13 protein-coding genes, 1 pseudogene and 2 riboswitches are annotated in these 15770 nt (G+C 44.8%); of the genes and pseudogenes, 6 read left to right on the top strand and 8 right to left on the bottom strand.

Annotated elements, in window-relative coordinates:
• Nucleotides 1-202: 202 nt before the first annotated feature.
• From phnE (AC07KQ_RS11805) to eno, 6 genes and pseudogenes are all read right to left on the bottom strand, one after another.
• Nucleotides 203-1006 carry a phosphonate ABC transporter, permease protein PhnE gene (gene phnE / locus AC07KQ_RS11805; protein WP_003606005.1) on the bottom strand — a complete coding sequence of 268 codons (804 nt, stop codon included), beginning with the start codon at nt 1004-1006 and terminating at the stop codon, nt 203-205.
• A complete protein-coding gene (gene phnE, locus AC07KQ_RS11800; RefSeq protein WP_003576383.1) occupies nt 1003-1785 on the bottom strand; it encodes a phosphonate ABC transporter, permease protein PhnE in 783 nt (260 codons plus the stop codon). Before phnE (AC07KQ_RS11800) ends, phnE (AC07KQ_RS11805) begins: the two co-directional genes overlap by 4 nt.
• Nucleotides 1785-2558, bottom strand: coding sequence for a phosphonate ABC transporter ATP-binding protein (gene phnC, locus AC07KQ_RS11795; RefSeq protein WP_003567449.1), 774 nt, complete (start codon nt 2556-2558; stop codon nt 1785-1787). The genes phnE (AC07KQ_RS11800) and phnC overlap by 1 nt, the downstream gene beginning before the upstream one ends.
• Before the next feature lie 59 nt (nt 2559-2617).
• A complete protein-coding gene (locus AC07KQ_RS11790) occupies nt 2618-3565 on the bottom strand; it encodes a phosphate/phosphite/phosphonate ABC transporter substrate-binding protein (protein ID WP_003567447.1) in 948 nt (315 codons plus the stop codon).
• A 381-nt stretch (nt 3566-3946) separates the two neighbouring features.
• Nucleotides 3947-6087 (bottom strand): annotated as a pseudogene (locus AC07KQ_RS11785) (HAD-IC family P-type ATPase).
• A 189-nt stretch (nt 6088-6276) separates the two neighbouring features.
• A complete protein-coding gene (eno, locus tag AC07KQ_RS11780; RefSeq protein WP_013246074.1) occupies nt 6277-7563 on the bottom strand; it encodes a phosphopyruvate hydratase in 1287 nt (428 codons plus the stop codon).
• 59 nt (nt 7564-7622) lie between these two features.
• Nucleotides 7623-7687: riboswitch (Fluoride riboswitch) on the bottom strand.
• A 52-nt stretch (nt 7688-7739) separates the two neighbouring features.
• Between eno and AC07KQ_RS11775 the strand changes: the two genes are divergently transcribed.
• The 3 genes from AC07KQ_RS11775 (at nt 7740) to AC07KQ_RS11765 (ending at nt 9378) form a co-directional block, all read left to right on the top strand.
• Entirely contained in the window at nt 7740-8027 is a 288-nt protein-coding gene (locus AC07KQ_RS11775) for a hypothetical protein (RefSeq protein ID WP_013246073.1), read from the top strand.
• A 381-nt stretch (nt 8028-8408) separates the two neighbouring features.
• Nucleotides 8409-8463, top strand: a riboswitch (Fluoride riboswitch).
• A gap of 154 nt (nt 8464-8617) precedes the next feature.
• The gene (locus tag AC07KQ_RS11770) at nt 8618-9028 is read left to right on the top strand and encodes a fluoride efflux transporter FluC (RefSeq protein WP_274991016.1); all 411 of its coding nucleotides are present in this window, start codon (nt 8618-8620) and stop codon (nt 9026-9028) included.
• Nucleotides 9022-9378: a fluoride efflux transporter FluC gene (locus AC07KQ_RS11765; RefSeq protein ID WP_003576372.1), complete on the top strand. Its 357-nt coding sequence runs from the start codon at nt 9022-9024 to the stop codon at nt 9376-9378. Before AC07KQ_RS11770 ends, AC07KQ_RS11765 begins: the two co-directional genes overlap by 7 nt.
• 383 nt (nt 9379-9761) lie before the next feature.
• Here AC07KQ_RS11765 and AC07KQ_RS11760 read toward each other — a convergent pair whose 3' ends face one another.
• The gene (locus tag AC07KQ_RS11760) at nt 9762-9926 is read right to left on the bottom strand and encodes a hypothetical protein (RefSeq protein ID WP_003576369.1); all 165 of its coding nucleotides are present in this window, start codon (nt 9924-9926) and stop codon (nt 9762-9764) included.
• Nucleotides 9927-11114: 1188 nt separating this feature from the next.
• On the opposite strand from AC07KQ_RS11760, the gene AC07KQ_RS11755 reads away from it, so the two are divergent.
• From AC07KQ_RS11755 to AC07KQ_RS11745, 3 genes are all read left to right on the top strand, one after another.
• Complete coding sequence (locus AC07KQ_RS11755; protein WP_013246070.1) at nt 11115-12302, top strand: hypothetical protein; 1188 nt, start codon at nt 11115-11117, stop codon at nt 12300-12302.
• Nucleotides 12303-12476: 174 nt separating this feature from the next.
• Nucleotides 12477-14900 carry an SEC10/PgrA surface exclusion domain-containing protein gene (locus tag AC07KQ_RS11750; protein WP_013246069.1) on the top strand — a complete coding sequence of 808 codons (2424 nt, stop codon included), beginning with the start codon at nt 12477-12479 and terminating at the stop codon, nt 14898-14900.
• A gap of 159 nt (nt 14901-15059) precedes the next feature.
• Complete coding sequence (locus tag AC07KQ_RS11745; protein WP_003588867.1) at nt 15060-15242, top strand: hypothetical protein; 183 nt, start codon at nt 15060-15062, stop codon at nt 15240-15242.
• 263 nt (nt 15243-15505) lie between these two features.
• Here the strand turns inward: AC07KQ_RS11745 and AC07KQ_RS11740 are convergent, their stop codons facing one another.
• Nucleotides 15506-15655 carry a hypothetical protein gene (locus AC07KQ_RS11740; protein WP_003567431.1) on the bottom strand — a complete coding sequence of 50 codons (150 nt, stop codon included), beginning with the start codon at nt 15653-15655 and terminating at the stop codon, nt 15506-15508.
• Between the last annotated feature and the right edge of the window lie 115 nt (nt 15656-15770).

The following is a 15770-nucleotide window of genomic DNA, read 5'->3' as shown; positions in this document are numbered from 1 at the left end:
GAAAATGGCCTTGATGTACCTTTTCATTGTCTCTGAAATCAAAAACAGAATTAAGCGAACCTCGGCCTTGAAAATCCTTTTCCATCAAATCAATTTGATTGTTGAACGACTGCCACTGAACTAAAATAACCTCTCACTTTTGGTCGAAGAAGAGCGGATCTTCATCTGCAAATGATCCGACATGTTAGGATTTCAACGAACTTTATACTAACCGTTTCCGCAGAAAACCAGAAAGCCAGTCGGTGAGGGTTACTAAAATGATAATGCCATACAGAATGATGCCCACTCTAGACCAAGAACGGGTTTGAATAGCGAAAATCAAAGGTGTTCCGACACCGCCAGCACCTACCATACCAAGAATCGATGCTGAACGAATGGCCAACTCAAAACGGTAGAGAGTATTAGAAACAAACTCTGGTATCAATTGTGGCAAACTGGCGATCACAGTGACATCCAATCGATTGCCACCAGCGGCAATCACGGCTTCTCCGGCACGATTGTTCATGTTTTCAATCGCTTCGGAAAAAAGTTTTGCGAGCATGCCAACACTATGAAAGCCAACTGCTAGTACGCCAGCAAAAGAGCCTGGACCAACGGCTTTGATAAACATTAACGCCAGGACAATTTCAGGAAAAGTTCGAATGGCAGTCAAGACAAATTTGCCAGAACGAGTCGTCAGCCAAAACTTGTGTTGTGTGTTCGCAGCCCAAAAAGCAAATGGCAGACTAATAATAGCTGAAATGAACGTTCCTAAAAAGGCGATTCCTAAGGTTTGCAGCAGCGTAGAAGTCAGATCTTCGCCATCACCTGTCCAAACATAGCTAAAATCGGGATGTGCCAACCCCGCAGCGATTGACTTGGTAACGACCCACGCATTGGGTTTGATTTCAAGACTTGGCATACCTGTGAATGACCAAACGATAATCGCTAAGGTGATTATTGTCAGTAACCAATTGCGCCAACGATGTTGCAGGGGGGCCTTTGGCAATGAAGCTGAGTGATTCATAGAAGCACCTCCCTAGCCTTACCGCTAATGTAGTCAATGACAAGTACAACAGCAAAGATAACTAGCACAATCAAACCGACCCGATCATACCGAAACATGGATAATGCCTGTTGCAAGTAAATACCGATCCCGCCAGCTCCCATATAGCCGAGCACCGTACTAGCCCGAACGTTAATTTCGAAAGCATACAAGACGAAGCTAACAAAATAATTTGCGATCTGCGGCAACACTGCAAAACGAATCATTTCAATTCGGCCTGCACCTGCTGCCTTAAGTGCTTCAAGCGGCCCAGGATCAATCGTTTCAACTGCCTCATAAAACAGCTTGCCAACCATCCCAAAAGTAAAGATCGCTAACGCAAAAATACCGGCCACTGGTCCGATTCCGACAATGGCGACAAAAAGTGCCGCTAACATGAGATCGGGGATGGTACGGACAATATTGAGCACAAAGCGAAAAATGCCTACCACAATTTTATTAGTCACAATGTTGCGCGAAACTAAAAGGGCATATGGAAAAGCAACGGCAGAGCCAATCAAGGTGCCAATGATTGCCATTTTCAATGTCTGAATCATCGGATCGATTGTGTAATAAGCGTAACTCCAGTCAACATGCGCCATTTCGGTAAAAATGACAGTGAATTGACTGAAATTCTTAAAAAACAACCCGAGATTTGCATTGGTGATCCCAATCGACCAAATTAAACCAAGTACCATGATGCCAGTAAGCAGCCACTTGCGCCATTGCAGCTGACGTTTCGGTAACGTAGGAGCTGTCATTATGACACCTCCTGCTCATTACCGCTGTAAATACTAGCTATGATTTCATCAGTGGCTTCGGCAACCGGACCGTCAAACACTTTTTGACCCGCCCGAATACCGATAATGCGAGTAGCATAAGCTTGAGCAACCTCAACGCTATGTAGATTAGCCACGACAGTAATGCCCATTTCTTGGTTAATTCGCCGCAAGTCATCCATCACCCGTTTTGTAGTTTGAGGATCAAGACTGGCGATCGGTTCGTCTGCGAGAATAATCGTTGGGGTTTGCGTAAGGGCACGTGCAATCGCCACACGTTGCTGTTGACCACCGGAAAGTTGGTCGGCACGGGTATAAACTTTATCTTCCAATTCTACTGTCCGCAAGGCATCGTAAGCACGTTGTTTGTCTTCAGCGGAAAATAAACCTAGTACCATTTTCCAAGTTGGATAATAGCCGACTCGTCCAGTTAAAACATTCTTCAAGACTGACGAGCGGTTGACTAGGTTAAAACTTTGAAAAATCATCCCGATTTTCCGACGAATATTCAATAGTTTCTTGCCTTTTGCTTTGGTAATGGAAACACCATCAATACGTACGTCGCCTTCAGAGATGTCGTGAAGCCGATTGATGGCCCGCATCAGTGTACTTTTCCCGGCTCCTGACAAGCCAACGACAACCACAAATTCGCCTTGATTAATGGTTAAATCGATGTCTTTAAGGCCTACGACACCGTTAGGATAGATTTTTGAGACGTGGTCAAACTCAATAACTGGGTGGTTACTTTCTGACATGCAAACTTCCTCCATGTATAGCAAAAGCGCTAGGTGGCTAGCGCTTTTGCAACGTTGCTTTACTTGCTTTTTGATTCACCAGTGGCAATTTTGTCATACTTACGCACAATGTTGAAGGCACTATCTGTGGTTTTGACATAGCCCTCATGTGTATAAATACTTGAGATAATCGCATGACCTTCTTTTGTCTTAGCAATGTCGATGAAAGCCTTGCTAAGCTTTTTGCGGAAGGCGGCACTCATGTCCTGACGTACGGAAATCGTGTCATTAGGAATTGGCTTTGTGAAGTAGATGGGTTCAACCTTGTCCATAATGTCAGGGACATCTTTTTTGACAATATTGCGGGCATCCTCAAAAACAAAGGCGGCATCGGTATCACCGTTTAGCACTGACATGACACCTTGATCGTGACCTTTGACAGTAACCAAGGTATCTTGTTTAACAATGTCGAGACCCTTTTGGGACAGTTCGGCAATCGGCCAAATATAGCCAGCGGAACTGGTAACATCTTGAACGGCAATTTTTTTATTCTTGAGATCTTTCCAAGATTTGATGCTACTGCCTTTTTTAACAACAATCATCGAACGATATGAATCAACCAGTTTGTCGGTGCTTTTCCCACCTGGCTGTTTGATCCCAAATCGTTGCGCCATCAACAAAACGTCGGCTGCCTTTTGCGCGTGTGCCTGAACGTAACCATCAGGTGGTAAGAACCCAACATCGACTTGTTTACTCTTCATAGCTTCGACAATTGAGTTGTAGTCTGTCGAAACGGTGACTTTGACAGGGATGCCAAGCTCTTTCTTCAGCAAACTAGCCAGAGGTTTTGCTTTTGCTTCGATTGTATTGGCGTTGCTTGATGGTACAAACTGAATATTTAATGACTTGGGGGTGTAACTATTGCTTGTACTTGTGCTGCTAGAACTACTCTTACTACCACAAGCAGCCAGCGATAACGCAGCAATGGTTGCCATCCCAGCCACTGCAATTCTTTTCCAGAACTTCATCAGTTTTCCTCCATAAAAGTAGAATCAATCATTTGTAAGCAGAACCTTGCTTGTCTCGGCGACGCAAAAGAGTGAACTGAGACGAACAAGTCACTTGAACATTCAAATCATACTTTTTTATAATATCCGAATCAATAACTTTACAATAATTTTACATTTTATACATTTCGTTCGGTTTTTACACAAATGGCCTGCTTTTTGATGACCGTTATACTTAGATTTAGTCTGGTGCAGAACGATACTGAGGTTAACCCGATACAACATTTCTGATTTTTTGAAAATTTCGGTGCTCGGATCGTGACAAAAAATAACGTAAATTATATAAAATTCATTAGACCAACTGCACCGTTATTACTTTTTTATTCTGTTTGGAAAACAATATTAGAGAAGTCGCCGCATCCTAGTTAATAGCACACCTGTTACCAGCGTGATGGCTAGAACAGCCAAAATTGTTGTTGCCCGAATAGCCACAATGCCCCAGCCGAGTAATGAAAGGGTGATTGTGAGGACGATATTAATCGTGATCGCCGTCATAACGGCACGGCTTGGTTTGCTGCGCCAAAAGTTGCGATTGCTGCGGGTGATCAGGATGGTTAGCATGGCACTGAAGATCAGATAGTTGAAAATGATGGTACTTATCTGGCCTTGCGATACGTGAAGGTTGGTGAGCAGCGTCAAGATAATCATCCCAACGAGCGTCCAGCCGATTGCGAGTGTGCCGCTGATAAAACCGAGTTTGCCTAAGTGCCAGTTTTCAGGATGGTGGGAGATGCTGGTGCGATCAGTACCAAGTACCAATGTCACGAGATCATTTAAGATGGCAACAAGGATCATCGCGTTTAATGTCAACGGCAGAAAATGATTCAGCAAATAACCTAGCGTTAGGATGATCGTCAGTTCGGCGGTTCGCGATAACTTGGTGATGGTCCACGTCATCATGCGCTGATAAACGCGATGGCCGCTATCAAGAATCTCAATAATGGAGGTTAGACCGGGTTCAAGCAAAATCATTTTAGCTGCTCGTTTGGCTAAATCCACGGCATTCTCAACTGCAATGCCGACTTCAGCTTGCTTGATAGCAGGGGCATCGTTCACGCCATCGCCGGTCATTCCCACGATGTGTCCACTGGCTTGCAATCGCTGGACGATAGCTAGTTTGTCCTCCGGTTTTACCTCGGCAATGCCAGCTAGATTCTGCAAAGAAAAGGTGGCGGGTAATTGTGAAAAGGCTACGATTTGACCTGTCAAGCCTGCGTTCAAAGCAATGGTCTGAGCCGTTTTGACATTATCGCCAGTGAGCATGACCAGCTGCACACCGCGGTTTTTAATAGCTTCAATGGCTTGCCTACTATCGGCCCGAATAGTGTCTTCAAGAATGTAGACGCCAACAAGGTGCTCATTAATTGAGATAGCGACTGAGCGGCCTGCATCTAAGGCTAGATGTGGTAGTTTTGGTGATTCAGGATCACGTGACTGTAGCACTTTTAAAGAGCCAAGACGAACTTTCAGCAAACGATCAGCAATTGTGATGGTTGCACTTGCATAGCCGTTTCGGCAGTAAACGGTGTGAAGTTGCTCAGGGTTGCTTCAACATGATTGTTACTAGTGAATGTCAAAATAGCTTGATCGATGACACTAGGGTGTTGTTGGTCACAAGCAAAAGCACTGTAAGCTCGTACGGTTTCGTCAGGCAGATCCGACAGATTTGTAAACGTCACAACGACAGGCTTGTTTTCAGTGATGGTGCCGGTTTTATCAACCAATAACACGTCAAGATTAGCCGCTTCTTGAATGCCAGACAGATCACTAACTAAAACATGGTCACGACTAAGCACTTTTGCTTCAACTGAATTTGCCACCGCAAAGCTGGAAGGCATGGCAATTGGGATCGTTGCAATGAACAACATGGCCAAAAAGGGAAACATGCTGATCAAGTTTTCACCACGAATTAAAGCGGCAACGATCAGAATGATGGCTAGCACACTATCGAGAATCGCAAGGTCGTTGATGATTCGACCGAGCAGTTGCTGCAAGTGACCGGGTGCGGCTGATTGGTTGAGCAAGGTGATCGTTTTTCCTGAACGACTGTCTGCACCAATCGCTGTCACGACAGCAAGCGTGTGTCCAGTCAGTACTTCGGTTCCAGCATAAACAGTTTGATTGACCTGCCGATGAACCGAGGCAGCTTCGCCAGTGATACTACTTTCGTTGACTTGAATCGCGTTGTCCAGAAGGCAGGCATCAGCGGGGATGATATCTCCTTGACGCAGACTAATTAAATCGCCGACGACCAACTCTTTTGCGGGTTTTGTGACCCACTTGCTAGAACGTTTCACGGCCACAAGCGGGGTCAATTCATGTGATAGCTTGCGTAAAACCGCCCGAGCCCGCGTTGATTGAATCGCGCCATTCACAGCCGCAAACAGCAACATCAGCACAATAAAACCTGCCTGAATACCTTTGCCAAGAACGATTTCGACAACTAAAGCTGCCTCCAAAATCCAGGCGGAAGGTTCCCACAGACGCGCGAGTACGCCTTGGATGAAACTCACGGTTGGTTCTTTGACCTCGTTGGGGCCATTTTATTTTAAGCGTGCGGTTGCCTCAGATTGTGAAAGACCGTTATATTGTGTCATTGCATCGATATCCTTTCAGACAAAAAGGCCGATCGTCGCTAAACGCTCGGTCTCTTGCTTGCTTTTGCTCTGAATTTAGTCGAATTGAACACTATCTGGAAAATGGGCCAGTCGCGTGCCGTCACTTCCGAGTTCCTCTTCAATCCGCAGCAACTGGTTGTACTTCTCGACGCGCTCAGACCGGGCTGGGGCGCCGGCTTTAAGTTGGGCGGCGTTGGTGGCAACGGTGAAGTCAGCAACAAAGGTGTCGCCAGTTTCGCCAGAGCGGTGGGACATCATCGTGGTGTAGCCGTTTTTACGGGCTAAGCGAATCGCTTCGAGGGTTTCAGTAACAGTACCGATTTGATTGAGCTTAATCAGAATCGAATTAGCCATGCCTTTTTGAATAGCCTCCGTGATCAACTTCGGATTGGTGCAGACTGGATCATCAGCCACGATCTGGATACGCTTGCCGTACTTAGCGGTAAATTTGGCAAAGTTATCCCAGTCGTCTTCACCGTAAGGATCTTCAATCGAAATGATTTCAGGAAATTGATCAAGCAGCTTGATGTAGTAAGCACCAAGTTCTTCTGGCGTGTAGGTTTTGCCTTCAAAGTCGTAATTTTTGGTGTCGTGGTTGTAGAAGTAAGAAGCCGCCGCATCAAAAGCAATCGCAATTTCCTTACCGGGGGTGTAGCCGGCTTGAAGAATCGCGTCATGTAGCATTTGCAAAGCATCTTCGGAATTCTTCAAGTCAGGGGCAAAGCCACCTTCGTCACCCAACCCAGTCGTGTAACCGGCCTTCTCGATGACTTTTTTCAAGGTGTGATAGGTGTTCGTAATTTTCTCAAAGCCATCACGGAAAGACGTCCGGTCAACTGGGGTGATCATAAATTCCTGAATATCAATACCATTATCGGCATGTTCACCGCCATTGATCACATTGTGGAAGGTTTGTGGTAACTCTAGATCTGTCCCGCCTAGATAACGATAAAGTGGCTGATGGGTGGCCAAGGCAGCGGCCCGAGCCGTGGCCATCGAGACGCCAAGAATAGCATTTGCGCCAAGCTTGGTCTTGTTCGGGGTGCCGTCCAAATCAATCATGATCTGATCAACGTGAGCCTGATTAAAAGGCGAAACACCATGCAAGGCTTGATTAATCGCCGTGTTGACATGATTGACCGCCTTCAGCACACCTTTACCGCCCAGTCGATCACCGCCATCGCGCAACTCAACCGCTTCTTTTTCACCAGTAGAAGCCCCTGAAGGTACCTCGGCTCGACCAAGGGTGCCATCAGATAAAACGACATCAGCCTCCACTGTTGGGTTGCCGCGTGAGTCGAAAATTTCGCGAGCTTTCACTGTATCAATAAAAAGTGCCATCATAATATCTCTCCTTTTGGTAACAACGAAAAAACGCCTACCGAAGCGACATAAAAGTCGTTTCAGTAGACGTCATCAGATTGCTACACAATCATTTGCGGCGAACATCATCGCCTGTTCTTCTATACGAATAGAGCGTACGCTTTTTTCTTTTTGGGTGCAAGAGGGAGATTAACTTGAGTGCGAAAGACCAATTTTTCTTATTGACCGCATTCGGGAAAACCTATAGACTGAAAGCAAGCTTAGAGAGAGGACTAATTACCCTTTTTCTTAGTCCAGCAGATTGGATGGCACACACCCCTCAACATTTTTTGAAGTGCGGAGGTGATAGCCATGCCAAAATCAGGAGACGAAAGGGGTTCGCCGCGTTGGATGTGGCGTCGATTATCGTTGCGCTTAGCATACTGATTACCAGTATGGCCAAAGCGTACGCGATTATCAAAAAAGCTAACCTCAAGGATTAGCTTTTACCAAATCGTCATCTGAACTGCGTCGAGGTCATCGGGTCGCACCCCGGTGGCCTCTTTTCAACTCCTTAATTATACCTTAGAGGTCGTGAAGCGGTCAATATACTTGTGCAGTGCAACTAATTGAACTTGATCCAGCAGTAGCGCGGCTGTTGATGTGAAAAAGCGATCATCAGTTGGCTTGTAAGTGCGACTAGGATGAACCCATTACCATTGAGAGACCAATTAGATTTCAGGAGAATGTTCTTATCTACGCATTGTTTTAATATATCACGTATATACGAACAAAATAACAACTCGTTTTGTGTGTGTCAAGATATGCACAAACCACGTTCATTGTTGTTGATGTTCGGACCAAACATTTGCTATACTTTCAATAAATTAAATGGCGATGGTGTTCGCCTATACGCAAGTTGATGACACCTACCTTGAGCAAATCAGGGTAGGTGTCTTTTTTCTGAGTATGAGCTGGTGCGTTTAAAAATTGCAGCATAAATGGCCTCAGGACAAAGTGACAGATCTTAGCCTGATATGTTTATGCAGAGGTTTCTGCGTCAGCGAGTGCGTTCCCACGAAAGGAGATCATGATGCAGCATCGTGAAAAAATACATGTTAGTTGGTTGTTGGCCGTCTTTGCTGGCGGTTTTATTGGTGGCATTTTGCGATATGTCATCAGTGGCGTGACCCACGATGGCACAACCATGATGGGGACAAGCATTGTGAACTTAATCGGCAGCTTTTTACTGGCCTTCACCACTTATGGCTTGGATATGAAGTTCGATCTGCCTGAATGGCTGTTGCTTGTCCTCGGGACAGGTGTCATCGGTGGTTTCACGACATTCTCCACGCTCATGCTGGACTTTGCGACCTTGGCACCAAGGCATGCGATTTATGCCACACTACTGTTGATGCTCAATCTGCTGGGCGGACTGCTAGCAGCAACAGCCGGATTCTTGGCCTCGAAACTCGTTGGAAGAAGGGACAAAAAACAATGGTGATCTTAATTGGTATCGGAGCCGGTCTCGGCGCTGTTTGCCGGTACGGTATAACCGTATTAGGGAAAATGCTCTGGCCCGGCAAGCCGTTGGCGACGCTACTCATCAATGTGCTGGGTTCATTGCTGGCAGGACTTTTAGTTGGCTTACCAACGCTCTCAGCGTTTCGACTGTTCCTACTGCCCGGTTTTTGCGGCGGCTTTACGACCTTTTCAACGTTCATGGCAGACGCGTTTATCCTGATTAAAAATCGGCGGTGGTCAATGGCGATCTTTTATTATGTTGGCACGGTGGTAGCGGGGATGGTAGCGGTGGTTGTGGGGATGATGACTTCAGGGATACTTTTTGCCTAACTGGCAAGTGTGCCTGCCGATCACCGCTATAGTGCAGTTTAACAGCTTCTTTTTCCAGTAGAAGCCCCTAAAGGTATCACGTCTTGGTCAACGGTGTCGCTAGACAAAATGATATCAACCCCACTGTTGGGTTGTCGCGTGAGTCGAAAATTTTGCGAGACTTCACCTTATCAATAAAAAGTGCCATCGCACATCTTTTCTTTCGTTAACAACAGAAAACCAAAGTATGACCATACATGTGTTTGAGACAGAAGGTACACTTTTCCCGCAAAATAACAGCCTCTGCTTTGCTTGCGAATTGCTGCAAAGTAGAGGCTGTTGTTAGTGGCAAGGTATTTAATTTGTGAAATTCTGAAAGAATGGAACTTTATTAAAAATTTGTCTTAGCATTCTCGACTATAGTTATCAATAATCATTGTTGCTGAGACTGTCAGAATAAACACATTCAGTGCCATACTGTCGTATTTTGGAATGGAAATGATGGTGATGACTAAAATAACGCCTGACAAGGCACTGACGATATGAGCAATCTTGGAAAGAGTTTTCAAAAAATCAGTCCCCTTTGTGGGCTAGCACCGACTCCTGCAGCACAGTCAAGAGCGTTACTACCACCGTTTACCTTGCAGAGTTCGGTATTCGTTAATAATTGAATGTTAGACAAATCACCTCGTGTTTGTTTTCGACATAATGCTCACAACACAGGGGGCTAGCTTCCTACAAACAATGTACACGAAAATGTCGAGCTTTTTGTTATTATTTTTTAAACGCCGTACAATTACCGATAAACGTTGAAATTTTTCAAGATTTATCTAAAAAGCACCGTTAATCCTGCATTTCATGGCGGTTATTTTTAAGGATGTCATAGTGCTAATTGTTAGTCGCATCAATTTAGTGATTGACAGCCACTGAACTGAAACGAGCTGCCACTCTTATGTCAAAATGTGATGGGCAGTTTCTGGAAAGCTTAGTTAATCAAAATAGAAAAAATGTTCTGAGGGTTGAAGAAATGACCGGTAACATCGCCTCGTCTGGGGAAAAATCTGAAACTTGCCAAGCGTGATCACTTTCAGTTATATTCATTGCTCTATCTCATCATCTCAACGGATCAAGGACTCCAGTCCAGACTTGGAACTTCAACAAAGATGCCGGTATGTTTGTTTGTCCTGCAGATTTTATGGACTCGCGAGTCACGAGAAAAGGTAAAAGCTGCGATCAAGGCCGGACTTATTACTTTGACACGCATCATTGTCATGAATGTCCACGGCAGCAAGGGTGTTATCAACCAGGCGCAAAGACAAAAACTTATAGCGTCACGATTAAATCTTAAACACATCAAGACCAGAGGACCTTTCAGGCAACTCAAGCATTTCAAGACATCATCAAGTTACGGTATCGAATTGACGCGAAGAATGCAGCAGTCAAAACCAAACATAGCCATCAATAAGCTGGTCTAATAGCATTGAGGCCATGACGCTCTTTTATGCCAATATGGAGCGAATTATGAAAATAATGAGCGAAAAGTAAGAGGGTGGAAAACCCTGATACGACAAAAGTCCGGGAAAATCTGACGTCAAATCAGATTCTGCCGGACTTTTTATCATAAACCGCAAGAAAATCGTTACCTATTCAGCAGTCTCCTTTTTTACTGGTGAAATTTTTTAGTTGGGTTTAGATAGGCGTAATATGCCCATTTAAAATACTATAGTTATTTTACCTAGATGAATGGAGGGGATTCTATGACGAAACAAGACGAACAGAGCTGGCGAGATCTGCTAGCAAATTTGAATCCATATCGAGAACCGAATACCAAAAATAAAGGCCAATGGCGGCCTGAGCTTGAAGAGAAGATTGCTGAATACGAGCAATTGAAAGAAGAAGAAGCAATGGCAGAGGAACTATCCTTCAACTGGCTATTTGAAGCAGATGCGCAATATATCCATAAGCCACAAGCAAGAGCTAATTTTAATGAAACCGAAACAACGATTTATGATGGTGTCCCTGCTGGACCGATTGAACATGATCCGCAAAAAGCACAGATTTATATCGCGAACATTAATCCAGCGGTAGCATCTGGACAAGTTGAGGAATTGATTCGTGCAGAAAGAGAGGGTGGCTCCGTCAACATTCAAAAATATGTGCATGAGGAGGATGCAGAATGGATAGATGGTAAGCCAGCCAACAATATTATTTATCAACAGCTCTTCCGAACAAACAAGACAGATACTGGCGACATGACGCTAACGGACTATCTGAGACAGAACACAAAGCGAGATAAACAGCATTGGTATGCGCAGCACACTTCGATGTTGCTTCGGGCCTTGTTTGATGCAGATGAAAAATCTAACACAACGATGCCCGTTAGCGAAGCAAAGCAAATTTTAAGTCACTATCCAATTCAGTTTATCGATTTAGTCCCTTATCGAACGCAAAATGCAGATGACTTTATCAAGTTTATACAAATTAAAAGCACTTCGAGTTATCAAGCAAAGAGTGTGGAAGCTTATCAACTGGCGACAAATAAGCAAAAATCATTCAAAGCACTACCAAGTGGCGCGCAGGTTGCGTTATTACCGTCCACACAATTTATTTTAGCAAGTGTCATCGAGCGGATTCGTCAATATCTCGACGAGCCAAATCGGATTCCGGCACCAACGTTTGTTCTCCGCAGCTATAAGAATTGGTGGCAACCAGCACTGCAAGTATTTCTGACACAAAGATGGGACATTCTGCCAGCAAGCTTGAAGGAGAAAGGATCAACTGTTGCGTCATTGTTACAAGCATTTGAACAAGATTTCTTTTGGCAGTATGTAAGTGCACAAAGCGCGTCAATCAGTGACCGTAATCTTGAAAAGATCCAAGGGACAGGTGACTTTAAAGACACTTTTGTGACACCATTTCGACATGCAACGATTACTAGAGAATAACCAATAGATCAAGGCCATTTTGGTGCGGATGCCCGTTTTGGCACAATATCGGTAACGCCAGCAACGAAAGGCTAGTAACAGGTTGCCTAGGCATAATATACCTAATAAATATATATAATGAAATTTGTGCCCCGAATCAAAAGACATAATTTTAATGGTATTGGAGGAAGTAACATGTTATATAACCGGGTTAAAGAACATGTTGTTAATGATAGAAAAAAGATGTACAAACGCGGCAGCCAGTGGGTCGTAGTTTCCGCATTTGCCTTAGCGTTAGGTGGTGTCGCCTTGACGCAACTTCAACCTGTCAATGCTGCAGAAACAGACACGCACCTTGTCGTTCAGCCAGTGACACTCACCCAAGATGGACAAGTGAGTCAACCGGCGGCAGCACAAACTGAACCTGCAAGTGCTGTTAAAAACACCCAACCTGTAGCAACAGCCAACGCCGCTAAAGCCAACGGTGAGGCCAGTCCGGCAGCTGCACAACAACAAGCAACTGCGGCCTATCAAGCAGCAAGTCAAGCCGCCAATGCCAACACCAGCATGCCAGCTTCATCAGGCATGACCGAAGCAGAATGGCAGGCACAACAAGCAAAATATGATCAAGCCAAATCAGACGCAGCTGTCTCTGAAGCTGCTGAAAAGCAAAAGACCAGTGAAACAGAAGCTTCTTATGCCAACAGCTTAGCTAGCCAAGCAGCGGCGCAAAAACAGCAAGATCAAGCTTCTCTGGCTGCTGCTAGTTCAAGTGCAGCAAGTAGCCTAGCAGCATTACAATCACAGCAAGCGTCATCTTATGCAGCCGCTAGTCAGTCTGCAAATGCGCAAATTGATTCATTGAATGCTCAACGCACTTCTGGTCAACCGGCTGATACTGTCAGTGACGGTGGGACATTTGATTATGTAGCAAAGAATGGACTCTGGACCAATGTTGTTACTCATAGGGATAACAATAGTAATTGGAATGGTAATTACTTAATTCAAAATCTTCCTGTATTCACAGATCCGACACAGGCTGGGTTGATGGATGGCATCTATGCTCATTCTGATGATGGAGATGAGGGGGACATCAATGAGACACCTTCATGGTCTTTAGGCGATACTGTATATAACAATCAGTTAACAGATGCTCAGAAGAATGAATTGAATCAATATGCTATGATGCTGGTTAATAATTATCGTAAGTCAATGAGTCTGGCGCCGATTTCTACCACTAATGATTTTCTTAATATGGTTCAACAACGTGGACAGACTTTAACAAATGTCAGAGAAACTGATCATAATGAGAATATAATTTTAAATGTGTTTGGTTATGACGTTGATGAAACTTTGTCTTCAATTAGTACGCCTTCGTTCATGGGTAATCGCTATGAACAAAATCCAACAATGCTTGAAATTATGGAAGCTATGGCAGATTCTATTAATGGTCTCTTTAATTTTGATAATGATAGTTATCAAGGGCATCGCAATATTTTATTGAGTCAAGATAAGTTCATGGGATTTTCTCTGCAATATAATACAGTTCAGAATGCATGGATAATGAATTCAAATGGTACCGATCGAAATCTATTTGGCGCAAACATCGCAACAGTTCCAGCTCAAACATCATCGCCCTCTGCTGGTCAAGACAACAACAAAGAAATTGATCAAAAAATTCAAACCGTAAAAGATAATCTTCAGAATCTCAAGAACAGTCAAGATCAAACTTATCAAGCTCAAACGACCGCTTTGAACAACGCAGTTCAACAATTAGCTGACCAGTTTGCCAGTCAAGAAGCACAAGCGGAAAAAGACAATAACAGTAAGGTTCAAGCTTTCAATGCGCAACAAGAAAGTGCCTTGGCCTCATTTATTGCTGCATTAACTAAACAGGTTGAAGCGTTGAATCCTGGTCCTAAGCCGTCAACGCCTTCTAGTGGTGCCTCATCATCGGGTGCATCTAGTGCCGGCAGTTCAGCTTCATCTAGTGCTGCCAGCTCATCCGCATCGAGTGCGGGCAGTTCAGCTTCATCCAGTGCTGCCAGTTCATCTGCATCGAGTGCGGGCAGTTCAGCAGCATCCAGCGCTGCTAGTTCGTCAGCATCGAGTGCGGGCAGTTCAGCAGCGTCAAGTGCTGCCAGTTCATCTGCATCGAGTGCGGGCAGTTCAGCAGCATCCAGCGCTGCTAGCTCGTCTGCATCAAGTGCAGGTAGTTCAGCAGCCTCAAGTGCTGCTAGCTCGTCAGCCTCGAGTGCGGGCAGTTCAGCAGCCTCAAGTGCTGCTAGCTCGTCAGCCTCAAGTGCGGGTAGTTCAGCAGCCTCAAGTGCTGCTAGTTCGTCAGCATCAAGCGCCGGCAGTTCAGCAGCGTCAAGTGCTGCTAGTTCGTCAGCATCAAGTGCGGCTAACCCGAAGACTTCCAGTGCTGCTGTTATTCCAGTTGTTGCCGCACAGCCTTCAAGTAGTCAGCCGATGAGTCGGGTTGCTCAGAAGAATGGCAAACATGCCTATCCTGCAACTGGTGAAAGCCAAGCGGGCACAATTTTGGCTGAGGCCGGTGCTGTCGTGACTGCGGTTCTTGGCTTGGCCGGAGTTCGCAAGTATCGTCACGCAAAGTAATGAGCTGTTTACACTAGCAGCTGGACTATCACATGGGATGATGGCTCAGATGTCACTGCAGCTGCTATTTGGTTTGATTAGAGAGCATTCTTCATTGAGATGTAAGTTGCTCTTTGATCATCACACGTGTTTTCGCTTTGGGAGCGAGAGCGGCTTGATATGTGCAACCCTTGGATTGAGTTGCCTGCTATTAATTTAGTATGGCTTGAGGTACAGAAGTGGGTAAACACCATCGGATGGTTTAAAAGCGTTTTGAAGGCCTTAGTGGCGGTCATGATTGTGATGTCTCGAAAAGAGAGCATACAAGTCTTCATGGTTGAGTTGATGTTGGGATTGCACTAACCATGAGAAGGCAGCACAAAGGTCTGTATCAACAGGGAGGTGGTTTAAACTGCCAAAAAAACCGTATGAAAACAATTTAGGAAAGCTAAAACAGTTGGCATAGCCGTCACAGGCTCAACAACATAACCTGAAAGTTTTTTTGACCACCTTGAGGAGCATTTGCTCCTCAAGGTGGTCATTTTGATTCTTAAAGCAAAATGGACGGCATTAAAAAACCGTCTCAACATGCCGTTGAGGCGGTCATTCACTTCATATCTATTCAATCAAAACTTAGCGTTCGTTTTTGGTTGCAGACTACTGAGGTTCGTATAGAACAGGTTTTCTTGAAGACGAGCTTGTTCTTCTTCGTGGGGATCGCGTGGTGCTGCGATCATGTGCTCAACGCGTTTAAAAGTATGCTTGATCAGTGACATTTAAAACATCTCCCCTATTAGTTGTTCCTGTTTACAACTACATTGTAAGAGTCGCCAAGCAAAACTTCAATTGGTATAGGGCTTTTGAAAACGAATTCATTGCAAAAATTTTACG

Source organism: Lacticaseibacillus sp. YLM2-1 (genome assembly GCF_056583465.1).
Note: the sequence above shows the minus strand (reverse complement) of the source record. Positions and strands in the feature narration are given on the sequence as shown.

What these genes read in the sequence shown, in the direction of transcription:
- phnE (WP_003606005.1), bottom strand. Translation starts at nt 1,006, where the DNA reads ATGAATCACTCAGCTTCATTGCCAAAGGCCCCCCTGCAACATCGTTGG.
- phnE (WP_003576383.1), bottom strand. Translation starts at nt 1,785, where the DNA reads ATGACAGCTCCTACGTTACCGAAACGTCAGCTGCAATGGCGCAAGTGG.
- phnC (WP_003567449.1), bottom strand. Translation starts at nt 2,558, where the DNA reads ATGTCAGAAAGTAACCACCCAGTTATTGAGTTTGACCACGTCTCAAAA.
- AC07KQ_RS11790 (WP_003567447.1), bottom strand. Translation starts at nt 3,565, where the DNA reads ATGAAGTTCTGGAAAAGAATTGCAGTGGCTGGGATGGCAACCATTGCT.
- eno (WP_013246074.1), bottom strand. Translation starts at nt 7,563, where the DNA reads ATGGCACTTTTTATTGATACAGTGAAAGCTCGCGAAATTTTCGACTCA.
- AC07KQ_RS11770 (WP_274991016.1), top strand. Translation starts at nt 8,618, where the DNA reads ATGCAGCATCGTGAAAAAATACATGTTAGTTGGTTGTTGGCCGTCTTT.
- AC07KQ_RS11765 (WP_003576372.1), top strand. Translation starts at nt 9,022, where the DNA reads ATGGTGATCTTAATTGGTATCGGAGCCGGTCTCGGCGCTGTTTGCCGG.
- AC07KQ_RS11755 (WP_013246070.1), top strand. Translation starts at nt 11,115, where the DNA reads ATGACGAAACAAGACGAACAGAGCTGGCGAGATCTGCTAGCAAATTTG.
- AC07KQ_RS11750 (WP_013246069.1), top strand. Translation starts at nt 12,477, where the DNA reads ATGTTATATAACCGGGTTAAAGAACATGTTGTTAATGATAGAAAAAAG.
- AC07KQ_RS11745 (WP_003588867.1), top strand. Translation starts at nt 15,060, where the DNA reads ATGTGCAACCCTTGGATTGAGTTGCCTGCTATTAATTTAGTATGGCTT.
- AC07KQ_RS11740 (WP_003567431.1), bottom strand. Translation starts at nt 15,655, where the DNA reads ATGTCACTGATCAAGCATACTTTTAAACGCGTTGAGCACATGATCGCA.